This window comes from Pseudomonas nitroreducens (assembly GCF_024170165.1).
GTDB lineage: Bacteria > Pseudomonadota > Gammaproteobacteria > Pseudomonadales > Pseudomonadaceae > Pseudomonas > Pseudomonas nitroreducens_C.
Genome location: NZ_JALJXP010000004.1, coordinates 18959 through 38623, shown reverse-complemented (window position 1 = coordinate 38623; position 19665 = coordinate 18959). Strand labels below are relative to the sequence as shown.

17 protein-coding genes are annotated in these 19665 nt (G+C 65.8%); 3 read left to right on the top strand and 14 right to left on the bottom strand.

Features of this window, described 5'->3' with window-relative positions; all coding sequences use genetic code 11:
* Window positions 1-7: 7 nt before the first annotated feature.
* On the bottom strand, window positions 8-1945 hold the full coding sequence (gene acs / locus J2T47_RS09510) for an acetate--CoA ligase (RefSeq protein WP_253445226.1): 1938 nt from the start codon (window positions 1943-1945) through the stop codon (window positions 8-10).
* Window positions 1946-2007: 62 nt separating this feature from the next.
* Window positions 2008-3099: a DJ-1/PfpI family protein gene (locus tag J2T47_RS09505; RefSeq protein WP_253445222.1), complete on the bottom strand. Its 1092-nt coding sequence runs from the start codon at window positions 3097-3099 to the stop codon at window positions 2008-2010.
* A 104-nt stretch (window positions 3100-3203) separates the two neighbouring features.
* On the opposite strand from J2T47_RS09505, the gene J2T47_RS09500 reads away from it, so the two are divergent.
* Complete coding sequence (locus J2T47_RS09500) at window positions 3204-4178, top strand: GlxA family transcriptional regulator (RefSeq protein WP_253445218.1); 975 nt, start codon at window positions 3204-3206, stop codon at window positions 4176-4178.
* 42 nt (window positions 4179-4220) lie between these two features.
* On the opposite strand, the gene pgi is transcribed toward J2T47_RS09500, so the two are convergent.
* The 11 genes from pgi to dksA form a co-directional block, all read right to left on the bottom strand.
* Window positions 4221-5885: a glucose-6-phosphate isomerase gene (gene pgi, locus J2T47_RS09495; RefSeq protein ID WP_253445215.1), complete on the bottom strand. Its 1665-nt coding sequence runs from the start codon at window positions 5883-5885 to the stop codon at window positions 4221-4223.
* A gap of 84 nt (window positions 5886-5969) precedes the next feature.
* Window positions 5970-6350: an aspartate 1-decarboxylase gene (gene panD / locus J2T47_RS09490; protein WP_253445212.1), complete on the bottom strand. Its 381-nt coding sequence runs from the start codon at window positions 6348-6350 to the stop codon at window positions 5970-5972.
* A 122-nt stretch (window positions 6351-6472) separates the two neighbouring features.
* Window positions 6473-7324, bottom strand: coding sequence for a pantoate--beta-alanine ligase (gene panC, locus J2T47_RS09485; RefSeq protein WP_253445209.1), 852 nt, complete (start codon window positions 7322-7324; stop codon window positions 6473-6475).
* Window positions 7324-8121, bottom strand: coding sequence for a 3-methyl-2-oxobutanoate hydroxymethyltransferase (panB, locus tag J2T47_RS09480; protein ID WP_253445207.1), 798 nt, complete (start codon window positions 8119-8121; stop codon window positions 7324-7326). The genes panC and panB overlap by 1 nt, the downstream gene beginning before the upstream one ends.
* A 141-nt stretch (window positions 8122-8262) precedes the next feature.
* Window positions 8263-8748 carry a 2-amino-4-hydroxy-6-hydroxymethyldihydropteridine diphosphokinase gene (gene folK, locus J2T47_RS09475; protein ID WP_253445204.1) on the bottom strand — a complete coding sequence of 162 codons (486 nt, stop codon included), beginning with the start codon at window positions 8746-8748 and terminating at the stop codon, window positions 8263-8265.
* Entirely contained in the window at window positions 8745-10154 is a 1410-nt protein-coding gene (locus tag J2T47_RS09470; RefSeq protein ID WP_253445201.1) for a polynucleotide adenylyltransferase PcnB, read from the bottom strand. Before J2T47_RS09470 ends, folK begins: the two co-directional genes overlap by 4 nt.
* A 763-nt stretch (window positions 10155-10917) precedes the next feature.
* Window positions 10918-12354 (bottom strand): sigma-54-dependent transcriptional regulator, encoded by a 1437-nt coding sequence (locus tag J2T47_RS09465; RefSeq protein WP_253445198.1) that lies wholly within the window; start codon window positions 12352-12354, stop codon window positions 10918-10920.
* A gap of 26 nt (window positions 12355-12380) precedes the next feature.
* Window positions 12381-15332 (bottom strand): sensor histidine kinase, encoded by a 2952-nt coding sequence (locus tag J2T47_RS09460; protein WP_253445195.1) that lies wholly within the window; start codon window positions 15330-15332, stop codon window positions 12381-12383.
* Window positions 15316-15492: a hypothetical protein gene (locus J2T47_RS09455; protein ID WP_015478907.1), complete on the bottom strand. Its 177-nt coding sequence runs from the start codon at window positions 15490-15492 to the stop codon at window positions 15316-15318. Before J2T47_RS09455 ends, J2T47_RS09460 begins: the two co-directional genes overlap by 17 nt.
* A gap of 84 nt (window positions 15493-15576) precedes the next feature.
* The gene (gene gluQRS / locus J2T47_RS09450) at window positions 15577-16464 is read right to left on the bottom strand and encodes a tRNA glutamyl-Q(34) synthetase GluQRS (protein WP_253445192.1); all 888 of its coding nucleotides are present in this window, start codon (window positions 16462-16464) and stop codon (window positions 15577-15579) included.
* Between the two features lie 82 nt (window positions 16465-16546).
* On the bottom strand, window positions 16547-16990 hold the full coding sequence (gene dksA, locus J2T47_RS09445) for an RNA polymerase-binding protein DksA (protein ID WP_015478905.1): 444 nt from the start codon (window positions 16988-16990) through the stop codon (window positions 16547-16549).
* A 333-nt stretch (window positions 16991-17323) separates the two neighbouring features.
* On the opposite strand from dksA, the gene J2T47_RS09440 reads away from it, so the two are divergent.
* Both J2T47_RS09440 and sfsA read left to right on the top strand, forming a co-directional pair.
* A complete protein-coding gene (locus tag J2T47_RS09440) occupies window positions 17324-18496 on the top strand; it encodes a pyridoxal phosphate-dependent aminotransferase (RefSeq protein WP_253445188.1) in 1173 nt (390 codons plus the stop codon).
* Window positions 18496-19203, top strand: a complete 708-nt coding sequence (sfsA, locus tag J2T47_RS09435) for a DNA/RNA nuclease SfsA (RefSeq protein WP_253445185.1) — start codon at window positions 18496-18498, stop codon at window positions 19201-19203. The genes J2T47_RS09440 and sfsA overlap by 1 nt, the downstream gene beginning before the upstream one ends.
* 38 nt (window positions 19204-19241) lie before the next feature.
* Here sfsA and J2T47_RS09430 read toward each other — a convergent pair whose 3' ends face one another.
* Window positions 19242-19559, bottom strand: coding sequence for a Rieske (2Fe-2S) protein (locus J2T47_RS09430; protein WP_253445182.1), 318 nt, complete (start codon window positions 19557-19559; stop codon window positions 19242-19244).
* Between the last annotated feature and the right edge of the window lie 106 nt (window positions 19560-19665).

The window sequence follows — 19665 nt, the reverse complement described above, 5'->3', positions numbered from 1 at the left end:
GCGCACATCAACGGTTGAGGCGGTTGTCGATCAGCCCCTGGACCACGCTGGGATCGGCCAGGGTCGAGGTGTCGCCGAGGTTTTCCAGCTCGTTGCAGGCGATCTTGCGCAGGATGCGTCGCATGATCTTGCCCGAACGGGTCTTGGGCAGGCCCGGCGCCCACTGCAGCATTTCCGGTTTGGCGAAGCTGCCGATCTCCTTGCTCACCAGGGCCAGCAGTTCCTGCTTGAGCGCGTCGCCGGGCTCGATGCCGTTCATGGTGGTGACGAAGGCGTAGATGCCCTGGCCCTTGAGGTCGTGCGGGTAGCCGACGACGGCGGCCTCGGCGACCGAGTCGTGCAGTACCAGCGCACTCTCCACCTCGGCGGTGCCGATGCGGTGGCCGGAGACGTTGATCACGTCGTCCACGCGGCCGGTGATCCAGTAGTAGCCATCCTCGTCGCGGCGCGCGCCGTCGCCGGTGAAGTAGTAGCCGGGGTAGGGCTTGAAGTAGGTATCGATCATCCGCTGGTGGTCGCCGTAGACGCTGCGGATCTGGCTCGGCCAGCTGGCCTTGACCGCCAGGACGCCGGAACCGGGGCCGTCGATTTCCTTGCCCTGCTCATCCAGCAGCACCGGCTGCACGCCGAAGAAGGGGCGGGTGGCGGAGCCGGGTTTGAGGTCGGTGGCGCCGGGCAGCGGGGTGATCAGGATGCTGCCGGTTTCGGTCTGCCACCAGGTGTCGACGATGGGGCAGCGCTTCTCGCCGACCACTTCGTAGTACCACTCCCAGGCTTCCGGGTTGATCGGCTCGCCGACCGAGCCAAGCAGGCGCAGGCTGCTGCGGTCGGTCTTCTGTACCGGGGCGTCGCCTTCGCGCATCAGCGCGCGGATCGCGGTCGGCGCGGTGTAGAAGATGTTCACCTGATGCTTGTCGATCACCTGCCAGAAGCGCGAGGCGTCCGGGTAGTTCGGCACGCCCTCGAACATCAGGGTGGTGGCGCCGTTGGCCAGCGGGCCGTAGACGATGTAGCTGTGGCCGGTGACCCAGCCTACGTCCGCGGTACACCAGTAGATGTCGCCGTCGTGGTAGTCGAACACGTACTTGTGGGTCATTGCTGCGCCCAGCAGGTAGCCGCCGGTGGTGTGCAGCACGCCCTTGGGTTTGCCGGTGGAGCCGGAGGTGTAGAGGATGAACAGCGGGTCTTCGGACTCCATCGGCTCGGGGGCGCAGTCTTCGCTGACTTCGCGCAGCGCCTCGTGGTACCAGATGTCGCGGCCTTCGACCCACGGAATCTCGCCCTGGGTGCGCTCGACCACCACCACGGTGGAGACATTCGGGCAGTCGGCCAGGGCCTTTTCGACGTTCTTCTTCAGCGGGACGTACTTGCCGCCGCGTACGCCTTCGTCGGCGGTGATCACGGTGCGGCAGTCGGCATCGTTGATGCGGTCACGCAGAGCGTCCGGGGAGAAGCCGCCGAACACCACCGAGTGGATAGCGCCGATCCGCGCGCAGGCGAGCATTGCGTAGGCCGCCTCGGGGATCATCGGCATGTAGATGCAGACCCGGTCGCCCTTTCCCACGCCGCGGCTCTTGAGCACGTTGGCCAGGCGGCAGACATGGCTGTGCAGCTTGCGGTAGGTGATGTTGGCGGATTCGCTGGGATTGTCGCCTTCCCAGATGATCGCCACCTGCTCGGCGCGTTGTTCCAGGTGGCGGTCGATGCAGTTGTAGGTGACGTTGAGCTGGCCGCCCTTGAACCAGGTGGCCTGGCCCTTCGCCAGGTCGCCGTGGTGCACCGAGTGCCAGGGCTTGAACCAGTCGAGGAAGGCCTTGGCCTGCTCGCCCCAGAAGGCTTCCGGGTCGTCTACCGACTGCCGGTAGAGGCGTTGGTACGCGTCGTTGTCGAGGTAGGCACGCTTGCGTACGGCCTCCGGCACGGGATGAAGGCTGATCTCGTACATGGGGAATCCTTGTTGTTGTTGAGCCGAGATGCCCCCAAGGGTGCATCCAAGGCCAGGCGGGTTCAAGGGTTGTCCATGTTGTTTCGACGCGCCAGGTGGCCGGATCGTTCAGGCGGGACGTATTCCAGCTGGGCGGCGACCAGGCGCCGGGTCGGTTCGCCGTAGCGCCGGGCGATTGCGTCGAGCGTGCTGTCGAGCGCCGGGATCGCCGTGGCGCCGAGTCCCGGCAATGCCGGGTGGTCGTCAGGCGAGTCCGGCAGGAACAGCAGGCCACCGGCACTGCTGACGGGGTGCGCGGCGGCGCCCCGTACTTCAGTTCGGAAGGTCCGCGCCCAGGCATCCGCTGTCAGCGCCAGGCTGACCTCATCGAAGCCCTGCTCCAGATGGGCGTCGAAAACCTCGTGGCGCCAGAGGGCGAGGTAGTTGCCGGCGGCGGTCAGGTAGCCGCTGGCGCCAAGGCTGAAGCGCTGGCTGTCGTGCCGTGGCGACCAGTCCTGCACGCCGAACTCGCGCGCGAGCGTGATGGCCTTGGGTTTGCTGGCGATGGCTGCCACCAGTGCAAGCGACAGCGGTAGCGCTGCAGTAACACCGGAGGTGGTGATCACCTTGCCGTCCGCCACATAGCGGCGATTCTCCTCCCAGCGGGCGTCGGGGTAGCTCTCCAGGCGTTGCTTGCGTGAGTACCAGTGGCCGGTGGCGCGTCGGCCGTGCAGCAGCCCTGCGTTGCCCAGCACCAGGGCGCCATCGCAGACGCCGACGATGGTTGCGCCCCGCGCCGCCTGCTCCCGGACGAAGGCCAGCAGGGCCGGGTCCTGGCTGTCGTGCACGGCGGGCACGATCAGATAGTCGGCGCCCTGTGGATAACGTTGCGCGAATTCCTTCAGCGTGGCCTGCGGCTGAAGTCGCAGGGCCGGCATCAGTTGCACCGGCCCGGGTTCCGTCGCGAGGGCGAGCACTTCCGCCACTCCCGAGCGGCGCAGTACGCCGAGAGGGACGACGTAGTCCGCGAGTTCCGTCATGCGGTTCTGCGCGACGACGGCGATGACCGGGCGCTCGCGCCCGAAGCGTGGTTGATAAGGCGCAAGCTGCTCGTCGTCGGCCTGGGCGGCCTGGGTGCAGAGCAGCAGGGTGAGCAGTAGCAGGAAAGCGTGCATGGCCGTCTCCGGGAGGGGATTTCCATCCTGTCGTCGATACATCTGTCGCTTCTGACGCTGATAGATGAATATCTGCCAATCACGTCTTCCACGGATTCGCCTGGATGAATGCTCCACACCGCGTCCTGTTGCTGGTCTTCCCGGACTTCCAGTTGCTCGATGCCACCGGCCCGGCCGATGTGTTCGCGGCAGTGGATGAGCACCTGCCGGCCGCTGCCCGTCCTGCCTACCAGCTCGAGGCGCTATCGCCCGATGGCGGGTTGGTTCGCTCCAGTACCGGACTGGAGCTGGCGACCATGGCCCTGCCGGAGGCGCAGCAGGCGGCCGGCTGTACCGTGCTGGTGGCGGGCGGCCATGGGGTGCAGGCGGCCCTGCAGAAAGGTGAGGTCGCGCGCTGGCTGGCGCAGGCCGCAACCCACGCAGCGCGCTGTGGCTCGGTGTGCACCGGAGCCTTTCTGCTGGCGCAGGCCGGGCTGCTGGAGGGGCGCCCGGTCGTTACTCACTGGCGATACGCCGAACTGTTACAGCGGCTGTTTCCGCGCTTGCGGGTGATGCACGACGCCTTGTTCGTCCGCGATGCGAAGTTCTACAGCTCCGCTGGCGTGACGGCCGGGATGGACCTGTGCCTGAGCCTGGTGGAGGAAGATCACGGTCGCGACCTGTCATTGCGGGTTGCCCGCGGGTTGGTGATGTACCTGCGCCGTCCTGGCGGCCAGCGCCAGTTCAGCGCCGAGCTGCTGGCGCAGCAGGCGCCGCCGGGCGGGCAGATGGAGCGCCTGGTGGAGTGGTTGCGGGAACGCTTGGCTCAGGCCCTCGATGTCGAGGAAATGGCGGCGCAGATGGCCATGTCAGCGCGCACTCTGCATCGGCATTGCCAGGCCGAGATGGGCATGACGCCGGCAAAGCTGCTGCTGGAGTTGCGTCTGGAGAAGGCGAGCCAACTGCTGGAGGCGGGAGAGTCGTCGCTCAAGCGCGTGGCACAGCACGCAGGCTTTGGCAACGAGTACAACCTGCGACGCGCCTTCGTGCAGGCGCTGGGCGTGACGCCCGGGGAGTTTCGGCAGCGTTTCTGCCGCTAGGACGCGAACGGGAGCGCAGGTGCGTCCCCGTCCGTTTCGCCATCAGCCGCGGTGACGGCCGCGGAAGAAGTCGATCAGGCCCTGGGTGGAGCCGTCTTCGGCGGCGCTTTCCTCGCTGCCGACCAGGCGGCCGTAGACGGCCTTGCCCAGCTCCTTGCCCAGTTCCACGCCCCACTGGTCGAAGGCGTTGATGCCCCAGAGGATGCTCTGTACGTAGACCTTGTGCTCGTACATGGCAATCAGCGCGCCCAGGCGGCGGGCGCTGATGCGCTCCATCACCAGGGTGTTGCTCGGGCGGTTGCCAGGGATCACCTTGTGCGGCGCCAGACGCTGCACTTCGGCTTCGTCCACGCCCTTGGCGCGCAACTCGGCTTCGGCCTCGGCGCGGCTCTTGCCGACCATCAGCGCCTGGCTCTGTGACAGGCAGTTGGCGTACAGCCATTGGTGGTGATCGGCCACCGGGTTGTAGCTGGACACCGGGACGATGAAGTCGGCCGGTATCAGGTGGGTGCCCTGGTGCAGCAGCTGGTGGTACGCATGCTGGCCGTTGCAGCCCACGCCGCCCCAGATCACCGGGCCGGTGCCGGCGGACACCGGGGTGCCGTCCTGGCGCACGCTCTTGCCGTTGGACTCCATGTCCAGCTGCTGCAAGTGGTCGGTGATGTTCCGCAGGTAGTAGTCGTAGGGCAGGATCGCGTGGCTGCGCGCGCCCCAGAAGTCGCCGTACCAGACGCCGAGCAGGCCCAGCAGCACCGGGATGTTCTTCTCGAACGGCGAGGTGAGGAAGTGCTGGTCCATGTTATAGGCGCCGGACAACAGTTCCTTGAAGTTGTTGATGCCCACCGACATGGCGATCGGCAGGCCGATGGCCGACCACAGCGAGTAGCGACCGCCGACCCAGTCCCACATCGGGAAGACGTTTTCCGGGCGGATGCCGAATGCCGATGCGGCTTCCTTGTTGCTGGAAACGGCGATGAAGTGACGGTACAGCTCCGCCTCGCTGCCGCCCTGGGCCAGGTACCAGGCGCGCGCGGCCTGGGCATTCTTCAGGGTTTCCAGGGTGCCGAAGGACTTCGACGAGACGATGAACAGCGTGGTCTCGGCGTTGAGCTTGGCGGTCATCTCGCGGAATTCGCTGCCATCGATGTTCGCCAGGTAATGGCAACGTACGCCTTTCTGGGCGAAGGGCAGCAGTGCTTCGGAGACCAGTTGCGGGCCGAGGAAGGAACCACCGATACCGATGTTCACCACGTCGGTGATCGGCTTCTCGGTGCAACCGCGCCACAGGCCGTTGTGCACGGCCGCGACCAACTCGGTCATCTGGTGCAGCACGCGGTGCACCTCGGGCATCACGTCGACGCCATCGACCAGCACCTTGTCGCCGATAGGGCGGCGCAATGCGGTGTGCAACACCGGACGGCGCTCGGAGGAGTTGATCACGTCACCGCGGAACATCGACTGGATGGCTTCGCCCAGCTTCGCCTCGTTCGCCAGCTTCACCAGCAGGTCGAGGGTGTCCTGGCGGATCAGGTTCTTCGAGAAATCGAGGAACAGTCCGCAGGCGGCGAGGGAGAAACGCTTGAAGCGCTCCGGGTCCTCGGCGAATGCCTCGCGCATGGTGAAGTTCTGCAGATCCTGGCGGTGGGCTGCCAATGCCTGCCAGCTTGCCAGTTTTGTGGCATCCAGCGGGGTGAGGTGGTGTTCCATGACGTACCTTCGGGTAAGACGGGCGTGTTTGAACGAGGCTTTGGAACTTGGGAAGGCCCGGTGGTTCCGATCCTTCCCAGTGGCTCAGGCGAGCTGAACCGGGATGGCATTGCTGGTGTGGCTGAGTTCGTTTCCGGGCGCCATGTAAAGCATGCGCGGCTGGTAGCCTTCCAGCTCGGCTTCGCTGAACTGAGCGTACGCGCAGATGATCACCCGGTCACCCACCTTGGCCTTGTGGGCGGCGGCGCCATTGACGGAAATCATCCGCGACCCTTCCTCGCCACGGATGGCGTAGGTGGTGAAGCGTTCACCGTTGTCGACGTTGTAGATCTGGATCTGTTCGTACTCGCGGATGCCGGCAAGATCGAGCCATTCGCCGTCGATGGCGCAGGAGCCTTCATAGTCGAGCACGGCGTGGGTGACTTCGGCGCGGTGCAGTTTGGCTTTGAGCATGATGCTCTGCATGGCGTGGCTCCTGTTTTTCTTCTGGTCGAGGAGAGCGGGGCGAGTATGCCCGAGCACCCGAAGCCGCTCAAGGCCGCGACTGGCGCGGCTTCGAGGCGAAAATTCGGGTATCGGGCGGGGAATCAGTCGATGTGGAAGGCGAGGTTGTCGATCAGCCGGGTAGTGCCCAGGAAGGCGGCGACCAGGATCACCAGCTGATGGTCCTGCGCCGTGGCCGGGCGCAGCCCGGCGGACTCGCGGGCCTCGAGGTAGTCGATGCGCAGGCCGGCCGCTTCGATCTGCTGGCTACCCTCGGCCAGCAGCACGGGGAAGTCGCGCTCGCCCTGGCGGATACGCTCGGCCAGGGTCTTCAGGGTGCGCTGCAGGACCGGCGCGATGGCGCGCTGCTCCTGGGTGAGGTAACCGTTGCGCGAGGACAGGGCCAGGCCATCCTCGGCGCGCACGGTGGGCTCGCCGAAGATCTGGATCGGCAGGTTGAGGTCGCGCACCAGCTTGCGGATGACCGCCAGCTGCTGGAAATCCTTCTCGCCGAACAGCGCCATGTCGGGCTGCACCATGTTGAACAGCTTGCAGACCACCGTGGCGACGCCATCGAAGTGGCCAGGACGGCTGCCGCCGCACAGCCCTTCGGAGACGCCGGTGACATGCAGCCTGGTCTGGCCTTCCATGCCGTCGGGGTACATTTCCTCGACGCCGGGGGCGAACAGCAGATGGCAGCCGGCGTTGAGCAGTTTCTCCTGGTCCGCCGCCAGGGTGCGCGGGTACTTGTCCAGGTCTTCGCTGGGGCCGAACTGCAGCGGGTTGACGAAGATGCTCGCCACCACGAAGTCGGCGCGCTGGCCGGCCTTGGTCACCAGTGCGGCATGGCCGGCGTGCAGGTTGCCCATGGTCGGTACCAGCGCAATGCGCTTGCCTTCGCTACGGGCGCGCGCCACGGCGGCGCGCAGCTCGCGGACTGTCTTGACTGTATTCATCAGGCGAAACCGTGCTCCGGGCCAGGGAAGGTGCCGTCCTTGACTGCCTTCACGTAGGCAGCGAAGGCGGACTGGATGTCGGGCTGGCCTTCGAGGAAATTCTTCACGAACTTCGGCGAACGGCCGGACAACGACAGGCCGAGCATGTCGTGCATCACCAGGACCTGACCGTCGGTGCCGCTACCGGCGCCGATGCCGATCACCGGAATCTTCACGGCTTCGGTGATTTCCTGCGCCAGGGCGGAGGGGACGCATTCGAGCAGCAGTGCGGCGGCGCCGGCCTGCTCCAGGGCGATGGCGTCGGCGCGCAGCTGGCGCGCCTGGTTTTCCTGGCGACCCTGGACCTTGAAGCCGCCGAAGAGGTTGACCGCCTGCGGGGTGAGGCCCAGGTGTGCGCAGACCGGGATGCCCATCTGGGCCAGGCGGATGATCGGCTCGGCGAGCCAGGCGCCGCCTTCGAGCTTGACCATGTGGGCGCCGGCCTGCATGACCTTCACCGAGTCGCGCAGCAGCTGGTCCAGTGAGGTGCCGGATTCGAACGGCAGGTCGGTGACGATCAGGGCGCCCTTGTTGCCGCGTTTCACGGCGGCGGTGTGGTAGGCCATGTCTTCCACGGTCACCGGCAGCGTACTGTCGTGACCTTGCAGGACCATACCCAGGGAGTCACCGATCAGCAGCATTTCGGCACCGGCCAGACTGGCGGTGTGGGCGAAAGTGGCATCGTAGGCGGTCAGCATCGCGATCTTTTCGCCGCTTTGCTTGAGACCTTGCAGGGTGGTCAGGGTGACATCAGGCATGAAAGTGTCCTCGGTTCTGCGCCGGGCAGGGGCAAACGGGGCCCTATAGTCCGGATCGAAAAAGGCTAAGTCAATTGCAGGTGTTACCGGACTGTTACGGCGTTACTGCCAGTGCGCCCCACGCCTGGGGCGCAGCATGCATCAGGACAGGCGCTCGAGGCCGCTGAACGGACAGGCGGCGAGCAGTTCGGCCAGGGTGCGCCCGTCGGGGAAACGCAGTTGTGGGGCGAGGTCTGCCAACGGGTAGAGCACGAAGGCGCGGGCGTGCATGTGGTAGTGCGGCACGGTCAGGCGCGGCTCGTCGATCAGGCGCTCGCCGAACAGCAGGATATCGAGATCGAGGGTGCGCGGCCCCCAGCGCTCGTCCTTGCGTACGCGGCCCTGCTCCAGCTCGATGGTCTGCAGGGCATCCAGCAGCGCGAGCGGCTCAAGGTCGGTATCCAGGGCGGCCACGGCGTTGACGTAGCGCGGCTGGTCCGGCGGGCCCAGCGGGTCGCTGGCGTAGAGCGGGGAGACCACCGCCACCTTGGTGGCGGGAATCTGCGACAGCGCCTTCAGCGCGGCTTCAAGCTGCTGGCGCGGCTCGGCGAGGTTGCTGCCGAGCCCGATGAACACGCGCTCGCTCATTCGCTGCTGGTGCCTTCGGTGCGCGGGCCGCGACGACGACGGTTGCTGCCGCCGCGGCGGCGCTTGCGCGGTGCGGCGGCGCCGCCTTCTTCCTGCTGGCTGGCCAGGTTGCGGATCATGCCGCGGCGCTCGCCGTCGCTGGCTTCCTGATAGTCGGTCCACCAGTCTCCGAGGCCACCGGTTTCCTCGCCGGCGCTCTCGCGCAGCAGGAGGAAGTCGTAGCCGGCGCGGAAGCGCGGGTTTTCCAGCAGCAGGTCGGCCTTCTTGCCCTGACGGCGCGGCAGACGCTCCTGCATGTCCCAGATCTCGCGGATCGGGATGGTGAAGCGCTTGGGCACCGCGGTGCGGCGGCACTGCTCGAGGATCAGCTCGTGGGCGGCTTCCTGCATCGCCGGGATCGGCGGCATGCCGCGGTCCTGCAGCTTCAGTACGCGGGCGGGCAGGGCCGGCCAGAGCAGCGCGGCGAACAGGAAGGCCGGGGTAACCGGCTTGCCCAGGCGGATGCGCTCGTCGGTGTTGGCCAGGGCCTGGCGCATCAGCTTGCCGGCGTACTCGGGATCGTCCTTCAGCGCCTTGGCGCTCGCCGGGAACAGTGGGGCGAACAGTTCGTACTCGTTGAGCAGCTCGAAGGTGCGTTCGGCCTTGCCGCTGAGGAACAGCTTGAGGATTTCGTCGAACAGGCGCGCCGAAGGAATTTCATTGAGCAGTGGCGCCAGGCGGCGGATCGGTGCGGCACTGTGCTTCTCGATCTCGAAGTCCAGCTTGGCGGCGAAGCGCACGGCCCGCAGCATCCGGACCGGGTCTTCGAGGTAACGCTGCTCCGGATCGCCGATCAGACGGATCAGGCGGTTACGGATGTCGCGTACGCCGTGGGCGTAGTCGAGGATGCGCTCGCCGGTGACGTCGAAGTACAGGGCGTTGATGGTGAAGTCGCGGCGCTGGGCGTCGTCTTCGAGAGTGCCGTAGACGTTGTCGCGCAGGATGCGGCCAGCCTCGTTACGGGAGGCATGGGCGTTGTTGCTGTCGTCGTCTTCGCTGACCGGATGGTTGGCGCGGAAGGTGGCGACCTCGATGATCTCTCGGCCGAAATGGACGTGGACCAGCTTGAAGCGACGACCGATCACACGCGCGTTGCGGAACTCGGCACGCACCTGCTCGGGGGTGGCGCTGGTCGCCACGTCAAAGTCCTTGGGCGGAATGCCCAGCAGCGGGTCACGTACGCCACCGCCGACGATGTACGCCTGGTAGCCGGCCTTGGTCAGGCGCTCCACGACGTTCACCGCATTCCTGCTGAACTGTTCCCGCCGCAGCGAGTGCTGATGATTGCCAACGACTTCCGGAGTAGTGCGGACAGCGCGCGGACGGCGCAGTGGGGATCGGATGGACTGGATCAGCTTTTTCAGCATGTGTGCACTATCGGGAATAGGTGTATGGATGGCATACGCAGGTCTCGGCAAGCCGCCTGATTACGGCGTTTCCTGGAGGATAGCGGGTGTCTGCCGCTGCCTTGAAACAAATGGCAGCAAATCGAATGCCGTCTGCGCCGCGGCGATTCTAGCATCGTGGGGTGGGATGATGAAGAAAACTGAAGAAAGGGTCTTGCGGGGAGAGAGCAGGAGGGTGTAGCGAAAGCTACTGGGGGAGCCGAGGCTCCCCCCCAAATAGGTGCGTGCTTTGTTTTTATTATGATTACCGGGCTTGTTGTTTTTGTTTGTAGACCCGACCCTCGAAGCTACCTGCTTCGGGGAACCTTCCACACTTGGAAGGTGTTCAATAGCAAACGGATTGCTTTGGTCGCTGAGTGAGCAATGATCTTTCGATCCAACCAGTTTTGCGTGCTGTCTCAAGACAGTTTTATTCTTCTTGACTGGTTGCGGGACTGGTCCCGACGGCTACCCTTCTCCAAAAGAATCAGTTAGCTGCGCCTCCGCGATCTTGTTTTTGTTGTGCTGGAGTCGTTTCGTCTTGTTCTTATTGTGAGTGGTCGTGCTTGTTATTGTTGTTGTACCAATAACAAAGCAGATGCCGTGCCAACTTTTGCGAATCCTTATTTTTCAAGGGTTTGCGAGGATTCACCCCCGAGCGGCAGGCACAAAAAAGCCGGGTTCCCGTTACCGATGAACCCGGCTTTTGTTACGGAGCTTGTCTCCGGTAACAGTGTGAAACGTCTTACGAGTCAGCCGATGCACCGGATTTGCGGCGCGGGATGCCCAGGCGCTGGCGGCGTTCCCACAGGCATTTGCGGCTGATGCCCAGCTTGCGGGCCAGCTCGGTCTCGGTCATGTGGTCCTGGTGCTCGAGGACGAAGTGCTGGAAGTAGTCCTCCAGCGACAGGTCCTCGGTGGGCTCGTGGTTGCTGGCGCTGCCGTTGCTCGGGCGCAGGTCGCCGTCATCGCCGAAGTCGTCTTCCAGATCATCCAGCTCGATGTCGATGCCCAGCAGGTCGGCGGGGATTTCCTGGCCCTCGCTGAGGATCACCGCGCGCTCGATGGCATTCTCCAGCTCGCGCACGTTACCCGGCCACGGATAGTGACGGATGGCCTGTTCGGCCTCGTGGGAGAAGGTCAGCGACGGGCGCCCCATCTGGGAGCACTGGCGCGCCAGGAAGGAGCGGGCGATTTCCATCACGTCGGGGCCGCGCTCGCGCAGGGGCGGGAGCTTCAGCGAGATGACGTGCAGGCGGTAATAGAGGTCTTCGCGGAACTGGCCGGTCTTGGCCAGCATCTTCAGGTCGCGGTGGGTGGCGGCGATCAGGCGGACGTCGACCTTCTGCGACTGGACCGAGCCGACCCGGCGAATCTCGCCTTCCTGCAGCACGCGCAGCAGGCGCGCCTGGGCCTCGAGCGGCAGCTCGCCGATCTCGTCGAGGAACAGGGTGCCGCCGTCGGCCGCTTCCACCAGGCCCGCACGGCCGGCGCTGGCGCCGGTGAACGCGCCTTTCTCGTGGCCGAACAGTTCGGATTCGATCAGGGTTTCCGGGATCGCGGCGCAGTTCACCGAGATCAGCGGCGCCTTGGTGCGCTTGGACAGGTTGTGCAGCGCGCGGGCGACCAGCTCCTTGCCGGTACCCGACTCTCCCTGGATCAGCACATTGGAGTCGGTGGGCGCCACCTTGCGGATCTTGGTGTAGAGCTCCTGCATGGGGGCGCAGGAGCCGATGATGCCGATCTCGCCGTCTGCGGGAGCGGTGTTACCGCTGCTACGCTCGGCGGCCTTGGCGTTACCGCGGGCTTCGGCGGGAGCGTTACGGTTCTCCTGGCGGTCCTTGAGGATGCGCGCCACGGCCTGCAGCATCTCGTCGTGGTCGAACGGCTTGGCGATGTAGTCCACCGCGCCCATCTTCATCGAATCCACTGCCGAGCGCAGGCTGGCATAGCTGGTCATGATCAGCACCGGAGTGCCCTGGGCCAGCTTGATCAGTTCGGTGCCGGGTGCGCCGGGCAGGCGCAGGTCGCTGACGATCATGTCGAACGACGGGATGCTGTAGCGCTCCTGCGCCTCCTGCACCGAGCCAGCTTCGCTGACCTGGTACTGGTTGCGCTCGAGCAATCGTCGCAGGGCGGAACGGATGATGGTTTCGTCTTCGACGATGAGGATATGTGCCATGTATTCAGCTCTCTCGACGTGCTCGTTTACTGCTCGGCCGTCGGGCCAGGATGCCGCGGCAAGGTGACGCTGATGCGGGTTCCGCATTGGCGTTCGGGGTCAGCCGGGCTGTCTATGGTGATTTGCCCATAATGCTCTTCCACGATCGAATAGACCAGAGCGAGCCCCAGGCCGGTTCCTTTGCCCGGGTCCTTGGTGGTGAAGAAGGGCTCGAACAGGCGGTCGATGATCGACTTGGGTATGCCGCTGCCTTCGTCCTCGACGATCAGGTCGACAGTCTGCTCGGAAGCTTCGGTGCGCACACGGATCGCGCCGTTGGGCGGGGTGGCGTCGCGGGCGTTGGACAGCAGGTTGATCAGTACCTGGGCCAGGCGCTGGGAATCGCCTTCCACCCAGTGTTCCGGATCGCACAGGTTGAAGAACTGCACGTCGACGCTGCGCTTGTTCAGCGACAGCAGGCCGATGGCTTCCTGGGCGACGTCGGCCAGGCAGACCGGCTCGGCGGCGACCTGCTTGCCGCCGGCGTGGGCGAAGCTCATCAGCGACTGCACGATGCGCGAGACGCGCTTGGTCTGTTCGAGTATCTGTCCGCTGATTTCGGTCAGCTCGCCATCGCCTTCGCGTTCTTCCCGCAGGTTCTGCGCCAGGCAGGCGATGCCGGTGATGGGGTTGCCGATCTCGTGGGCCACGCCGGCGGCGAGGCGGCCGATGGAGGCCAGGCGCTCGGAGTGGATCAGCTTGTCTTCCAGGGACTGGGTTTCGGTGAGGTCTTCGACCAGCAGCACCAGGCCGCTGTTACCGGGCGCGAGGGGTTCCTCGATCGCCGCCTTATGCAGGTTCAGCCAGCGGGTCTGGCCCTCGATGGACAGGCGCTGCTTGTGCAGGTGCTCGTCGGGGGCGTCGATGAAGCCTTCGAGCAGGCCGCGCCACGGGTCGGGCAGGGCGGCCAGGCGCGAGCCGACCACGCGCTGCGCGCTGACGCCGGTGAGTTCCTCGATGGCGCGGTTCCACATGAGGATTTCCTGATCCTTGGCCAGCGAGCACACGCCCATCGGCAGGTCCTGCAGGGTCTGGCGGTGGTAGCGGCGCAGGGTGTCGAGTTCGGCGGCCAGGCCGGTGAGGCGGGAGTGGTAGTCCTCCAGGCGGCTCTCGATGAAGTGGATGTCCTCGGTGACGTAGGCTTCGCTGCTGGCCTTGTAGGGCAGGAAGGTTTCCACCATGTCCTGCGCCACGCTGGGGCCCATCAGGCCGGAGAGGTTCGCTTCGATACGGTCGCGCAGCCGACGCAGGGCGTAGGGACGGCGCTCGTCGAAGGGCAGGTGCAGGTCGCGCAGGGCCTGTTCCACTTCGCGCTGGGCAGTCTTGGCGCCCAGCGGCTTGGCCAGCTGGCTGGCGAACTCCTGTGGGGAGACGGCAATCAGCTCGCGGCGCTGCGGGCGGCGCACGTTGTCGACGGCGCAGGCTTCGGCGGCGCCTTTTTCTTCATCGCTGGCTTCGGTGAACAGCGAGACCAGGGTGAACACCAGCACGTTGGCCGCCAGCGAGGCGAGCGCCGCGAGGTGCCAGGTGGTGTCGTCGAGCACGTAAAGCGAGTTGAACAGCGGCAGATAAATGCTCTGCATGTTCGCGACCAGCGGGGTGAGCATGGTCGCACCCCAGACCAGCATGCCCGCCACGAGACCAGCGATGAAGCCGCGGCGGTTGGCGGTCGGCCAGTAGAGCACGGCCAGCGCGCCTGGCAGGAACTGCAGGGTGGCGACGAAGGAGACGATGCCGAGGTTGGACAGGTCCTGCTCGGCGCCCAGCAGCAGGTAGAAGGCATAGCCGGCCATGATGATCGCGGCGATCAGCGCGCGCCGGGTCCATTTCAGCCAGCGGTAGATGTTGCCTTCGGCCGGCGGCTGGTAGAGCGGCAGCACCAGGTGGTTGAGCACCATCCCCGAGAGCGCCAGGGTCATCACGATGATCAGGCCGCTGGCGGCGGAGATACCGCCGATAAAGGCGGTCAGCGCCAGGGCCGGGCTGTCCACCGAGATGCCCAGGCCGAGGGTGAAGTATTCCGGGTTGGTCGAGGCGCCCAGGTGCAGGCCGGCCCAGAGAATCGGCGGTACCGCCAGGCTCATCGGCAGCAGGAACAGCGGCAGGCCCCAGCTGGCGCTGAGCAGCGCGCGTGGGTTGAGGTTCTCGGTGAAGGTCATGTGGAACATGTGCGGCATGACGATGGCCGAGGCGAAGAACACCAGCAGCAGCGTGCGCCACGGCCCTTCGGCCAGCGGTGTGTGCAGGGTGCTCAGCGCTTCCTGGTTCTGCAGCAGCCAGACTTCCAGGCCGTCCGGCCCGCCGAACACGCCATAGAGGGCGAACAGGCCGATGGAGCAGAGCGCCACCAGCTTCACCAGCGACTCGAAGGCAATCGCCATCACCAGGCCTTCGTGGCGCTCGCGGGTGGCGATGTGGCGCGCACCGAAGAGGATGGCGAACAGCGTGATCAGCGCGCAGAACGCCAGCGCCGCGCGGTTGGGCTCGGATTCGCGGGTGAGGATGCTGATCGAGTCGGTCACTGCCTGGATCTGCAACGCCAGCATCGGCAGCACACCGATCAGCATGAACAGCGTGGTCAGCGCGCCGGCCCAGGTGCTGCGGAAGCGGAAGGCGAACAGGTCGGCCAGCGACGACAGCTGGTAGGCACGGGTGATCCGCAGGATCGGGTAGAGCAGCACCGGCGCGAGCAGGAAGGCGCCGGAGACACCCAGGTAGATCGCCAGGAAGCCGTAGCCGTACTGATAGGCCAGCCCGACCGTGCCATAGAAGGCCCAGGCGCTGGCGTATACGCCCAGCGACAGGGTGTAGATCAACGGATGGCGCACCAGCCGGCGCGGAATGAAACCGCGCTCGGTGATCCAGGCGACACCGAACAGGACCATCAGGTAGGAGGCGCTGATCAGGATCAGCTGGGTGAGGCTAAAGCTCGTCAGCATCGCGCTGGCTCTGCAGGATGAAGGTGACGACGATCAGGATCAGCCACAGCAGGTATGGGCGGTACCAGGCGCCGTGGGGATCGATCCACCAGTCCATGATGGCCGGTGAGAACAGGTAGATGCCCACGACCAGGAGCAACACCAGTCGGTAGATGTACATGTCGTCTCTCTCTTTGTTCGGCGGGCAGGCTACCTGTGCGCACAGTCGCCGGCAAGCCGGCCGCCGGTGGGGACGGGTACAAGTCTAGAGCTGCGCGTCTTCCAGCGTCAGGCTGTGGGGGATGGCAGTGGCATCCCAGTGCGCGATGCCCCAGGCGAGCACCTCGTGTGGCGTGGCCTGCAGCAGGTCGGCGGGCGGCTTCTGGCCCAGCGCCTTGAGTGCGCGCACCAGCAGTGGGGCGGCCTGGTCTGCCTCCAGCGGTGGCGAGCGATAGGATTTGCCGAGCTTGTGGCCATCGGGCTGGATGATCAGCGGCACGTGCAGGTAGCGTGGGGCGGCGATGCCCAGCAGCTCCTGCAGATAGAGCTGGCGCGGGGTGTTGTCGAGCAGGTCGGCGCCGCGAACGATGTCGGTAACACCCTGCCAGGCATCGTCCAGCACTACTGCCAGTTGATAGGCGAACAGCCCGTCGCGGCGGCGAATGACGAAGTCGCCCACTTCGCGGCCCAGGTGCTGGTGGAATTCGCCCTGCAGGCGATCGGTGAAGCGGTAGTCCAGCTCCGGCACGCGGATGCGGATGGCGACGTCGCCGTGCCAGTCATGCTGGGCGTCGCGACAGGTGCCGGGGTAGATGCCGTTGTTGCCTTCGAGCTGCTTGCGCGAACAGGTGCAGGCATAGGCCAGGCCGCTGCGCAGCCATTGCTCGACTTGCGCCGCATAGGCGGCGCCGCGCTCGCTTTGACGCTCCACCGCGCCGTCCCATTCGAAGCCGTAGCGTTCGAGGGTTTCCAGGATGGCGTGCTGGGCGCCGGGCATTTCGCGCGGCGGGTCGAGGTCTTCCATGCGCACCAGCCACTTTCCGTCCACAGCGCGCGCATCCAGGTAGGAGGCCACTGCCGCCACCAGCGAACCGAAGTGCAGGTAGCCGCTGGGGGTGGGGGCGAAGCGTCCGACATAGCGGGAGGCGGGCATGGAAGCTCTCTGCTGGAAGACTATCGATGAAACGCAGAAACGAAACGGGGCGCCGCAGCGCCCCGTTCGGGATCAGCCAGGCTCAGGAGCCCAGTTGCTTTTCCTTGATTTCCGCCAGGGTCTTGCAGTCGATGCAAAGGGTGGCGGTGGGGCGGGCTTCCAGACGGCGGATGCCGATCTCGACGCCGCAGGAATCGCACCAGCCGTAGTCGTTGTCTTCGATCAGTTGCAGGGTCTCGTCGATCTTCTTGATCAGCTTGCGCTCGCGGTCGCGGGCGCGCAGCTCGAGGCTGAACTCTTCTTCCTGGCTGGCACGGTCGGCCGGATCGGGGAAGTTGGCCGCTTCGTCCTGCATGTGGTGCACGGTGCGGTCCACTTCTTCCATCAGCTCAACTTTCCATTTGTTGAGGATGGAGGTGAAGTGCGCGCGCATGCGATCACTCATGTACTCCTCGCCCTTGGTTTCCTGGTAGGGCTCGAAGCCACGAATCAGTTGGCTGCTCTGTTGCTTTGCTTTGGTGGGCATGGATGACCGCCTCTCACTTCGCTAATCCTCTCGCGGATGGTCCCTCTCCGGCACCGCCGGCCCCGCGCTCGCAGCGGGCGAACTTACCAGAACGATAACCGCGATGCTACTCCCGGTTATCGAGCCTGCCAGTACCCGCACATGACCTGATCGCCAGGTCGGCGACCCACCGGTCATCGCCAGTGGGTTTTTCTGCAAACCTGAGCAGAATCGTCGGCGTTCGCCAGACGAAGCCTGCAAGTTCCCGGAAGCCGCGTATCACAGGCGCGGCCGCTCGGAAATATTCAGTGGCCTGTTAGAATCCCGGCTCTGTCGCAAAGTTCGGAATATTCCATGGCCACCACCTTCAGTGCGCGCAGCCGCGCCATCGAACCCTTCCACGTCATGGCGCTGCTGGCGCGGGCCAACGAGCTGCAGGCCGCGGGCCACGACGTCATCCACCTGGAAATCGGCGAGCCGGACTTCACCACCGCCGCGCCCATCGTCGAGGCCGGGCAGAAGGCCCTGGCGAATGGTCACACGCGCTATACCGCCGCACGTGGCCTGCCGGCCCTGCGCGAAGCCATCGCCGGCTTCTACGCCCAGCGCTACGGCCTGTCGATCGACCCGCAACGCATTCTCGTCACGCCCGGCGGCTCCGGTGCCCTGCTGCTCGCCAGCAGCCTGCTGGTGGACCCAGGCAAGCACTGGCTGCTGGCCGATCCGGGCTACCCGTGCAACCGCCACTTCCTGCGCCTGGTGGAAGGCGCCGCGCAACTGGTGCCGGTCGGTCCGGAGAGCCGTTACCAGCTCACCCCGGAGCTCATCGAACGGCACTGGGATCAGGACAGTGTAGGCGCTCTGGCCGCATCGCCGGCGAACCCGACGGGTACCCTGTTGCACAAGGATGAACTGGCCGCGCTGTCCTCCACCCTCAAGGCGCGCGGCGGCCACCTGGTGGTGGACGAGATCTACCACGGCCTGACCTATGGCCTGGACGCACCCAGCGTGCTGGAAGTGGATGACGATGCCTTCGTCCTCAACAGTTTCTCCAAATATTTCGGCATGACCGGCTGGCGCCTGGGCTGGCTGGTAGCGCCGCCCGAAGCGGTGGGCGAGCTGGAGAAGCTGGCGCAGAATCTCTACATCAGCGCACCGAGCATGGCCCAGCATGCTGCACTGGCCTGCTTCGAGCCGGCGACCCTGGCGATCCTCGAAGAGCGCCGCGAGGAGTTCCGCCGCCGCCGCGACTACCTGCTGCCGGCGCTGCGCGAACTGGGCTTTGGCATCGCCGTGGAGCCGGAAGGTGCCTTCTATCTGTATGCGGATATCAGCGCCTTCGGTGGCGATGCCTTCGCCTTCTGCCAGCACTTCATCGAGACCGAGCATGTGGCGTTCACGCCCGGCATCGACTTCGGGCGTTACCAGGCCACGCACCATGTGCGTTTTGCCTATACCCAGAGCGTCGAGCGCCTGCAGCAGGCAGTGGAGCGCATTGCTCGCGGCCTGAAGACCTGGCGGCCCTGATGCGCTTCGAGCCGGCGCTGGAGGAGGCGCGCCTGATCAAACGCTACAAGCGCTTCCTGGCAGACATCGAGACCGCCAGTGGCGAGCAGCTCACCATTCACTGCCCGAACACCGGCTCGATGCTCAATTGCATGAGCGAGGGTTGCCGCGTCTGGTTCAGCCGCTCCGACGACCCCAAGCGCAAGCTGCCGGGAACCTGGGAGCTGGTGGAAACCCCGCAGGGCCGGCTGGCCTGCGTGAATACCGGGCGCGCCAATCGGCTGGTGGAGGAGGCGCTGCTGGCCGGCACGGTGACCGAACTGGCCGGCTTCGATGAACTGCGCCGCGAAGTGGCCTACGGGCAGGAGAACAGCCGCGCGGACTTCCGCCTGCTGTACGCCGGCAAGCCGGTGTTCGTCGAGGTGAAGAGCGTGACCCTGGGCTTCGATGGCACCGCGGTCGCCGCCTTCCCCGATGCGGTTACCCAGCGCGGCGCCAAGCACCTGCGAGAGCTGGCTGCCCTGGCGCGCGAGGGGATGCGTGCAGTGCTGCTGTATGCGGTGAACCTGTCGGATATCGATGCCGTGCGCGCGGCGGCAGAGATCGACCCGGCCTATGCCGCGGCGCTGGCGGAGGCGCGCAATGCCGGGGTGGAGGTGCTGGCTTACGGGGCGCGGATCGATACCCGGGAGATGCGGCTGGAGCGGCCGTTGACCGTGTTGTCGTAGCAGCGCCCCTGGGGCGTGATCGCAGGCAGGTCTCGCTGCTACATCTCCAGCCAGATGCCCCGCTCGTCTTCCCGGCAGGGCAGCGCCTCCAGCACATCCCCCAGGCACGGCCCCTGGATGCACTCGCCGGTCTCGATCAGGAACAGCGCGCCATGGTGGCCGCACTGCAGCAGGCGGCCGCTGGCATCGAGGTACTGCTCGGCGTCGTAGCCCAGCGGGATTTCCCGGTGCGGACAGCTGTTGCGGTACGCGTAGACGCGGCCCTGGCGGCGCACGGCGAAGAGATTCAGGCCAGCGGCCTTGAAGCCCCGGCTCTGGCCTTCGGCCAGATCATGCGGGGCGCAGAGCAGGATCATCCGAGTCTATCCATCCAGGTACGGCATCACGAGGCGGGTATTATCCGCGCCCGCGGGGCAATACCGGAAGAGGGTGCACTTCCGTGTGCTGAAGTCTTGGCCGATC

Excerpts from the sequence above, each read along its gene's own strand:
- J2T47_RS09440 (WP_253445188.1), top strand. The coding sequence starts at position 17,324 with ATGGCCACCACCTTCAGTGCGCGCAGCCGCGCCATCGAACCCTTCCAC.
- gluQRS (WP_253445192.1), bottom strand. The coding sequence starts at position 16,464 with ATGCCCGCCTCCCGCTATGTCGGACGCTTCGCCCCCACCCCCAGCGGC.
- J2T47_RS09460 (WP_253445195.1), bottom strand. The coding sequence starts at position 15,332 with ATGCTGACGAGCTTTAGCCTCACCCAGCTGATCCTGATCAGCGCCTCC.
- folK (WP_253445204.1), bottom strand. The coding sequence starts at position 8,748 with ATGAGCGAGCGCGTGTTCATCGGGCTCGGCAGCAACCTCGCCGAGCCG.
- J2T47_RS09430 (WP_253445182.1), bottom strand. The coding sequence starts at position 19,559 with ATGATCCTGCTCTGCGCCCCGCATGATCTGGCCGAAGGCCAGAGCCGG.
- J2T47_RS09465 (WP_253445198.1), bottom strand. The coding sequence starts at position 12,354 with ATGGCACATATCCTCATCGTCGAAGACGAAACCATCATCCGTTCCGCC.
- panB (WP_253445207.1), bottom strand. The coding sequence starts at position 8,121 with ATGCCTGATGTCACCCTGACCACCCTGCAAGGTCTCAAGCAAAGCGGC.
- dksA (WP_015478905.1), bottom strand. The coding sequence starts at position 16,990 with ATGCCCACCAAAGCAAAGCAACAGAGCAGCCAACTGATTCGTGGCTTC.
- acs (WP_253445226.1), bottom strand. The coding sequence starts at position 1,945 with ATGTACGAGATCAGCCTTCATCCCGTGCCGGAGGCCGTACGCAAGCGT.
- J2T47_RS09470 (WP_253445201.1), bottom strand. The coding sequence starts at position 10,154 with ATGCTGAAAAAGCTGATCCAGTCCATCCGATCCCCACTGCGCCGTCCG.
- J2T47_RS09455 (WP_015478907.1), bottom strand. The coding sequence starts at position 15,492 with ATGTACATCTACCGACTGGTGTTGCTCCTGGTCGTGGGCATCTACCTG.
- sfsA (WP_253445185.1), top strand. The coding sequence starts at position 18,496 with ATGCGCTTCGAGCCGGCGCTGGAGGAGGCGCGCCTGATCAAACGCTAC.
- panC (WP_253445209.1), bottom strand. The coding sequence starts at position 7,324 with ATGAATACAGTCAAGACAGTCCGCGAGCTGCGCGCCGCCGTGGCGCGC.
- pgi (WP_253445215.1), bottom strand. The coding sequence starts at position 5,885 with ATGGAACACCACCTCACCCCGCTGGATGCCACAAAACTGGCAAGCTGG.
- J2T47_RS09505 (WP_253445222.1), bottom strand. The coding sequence starts at position 3,099 with ATGCACGCTTTCCTGCTACTGCTCACCCTGCTGCTCTGCACCCAGGCC.
- panD (WP_253445212.1), bottom strand. The coding sequence starts at position 6,350 with ATGCAGAGCATCATGCTCAAAGCCAAACTGCACCGCGCCGAAGTCACC.
- J2T47_RS09500 (WP_253445218.1), top strand. The coding sequence starts at position 3,204 with ATGAATGCTCCACACCGCGTCCTGTTGCTGGTCTTCCCGGACTTCCAG.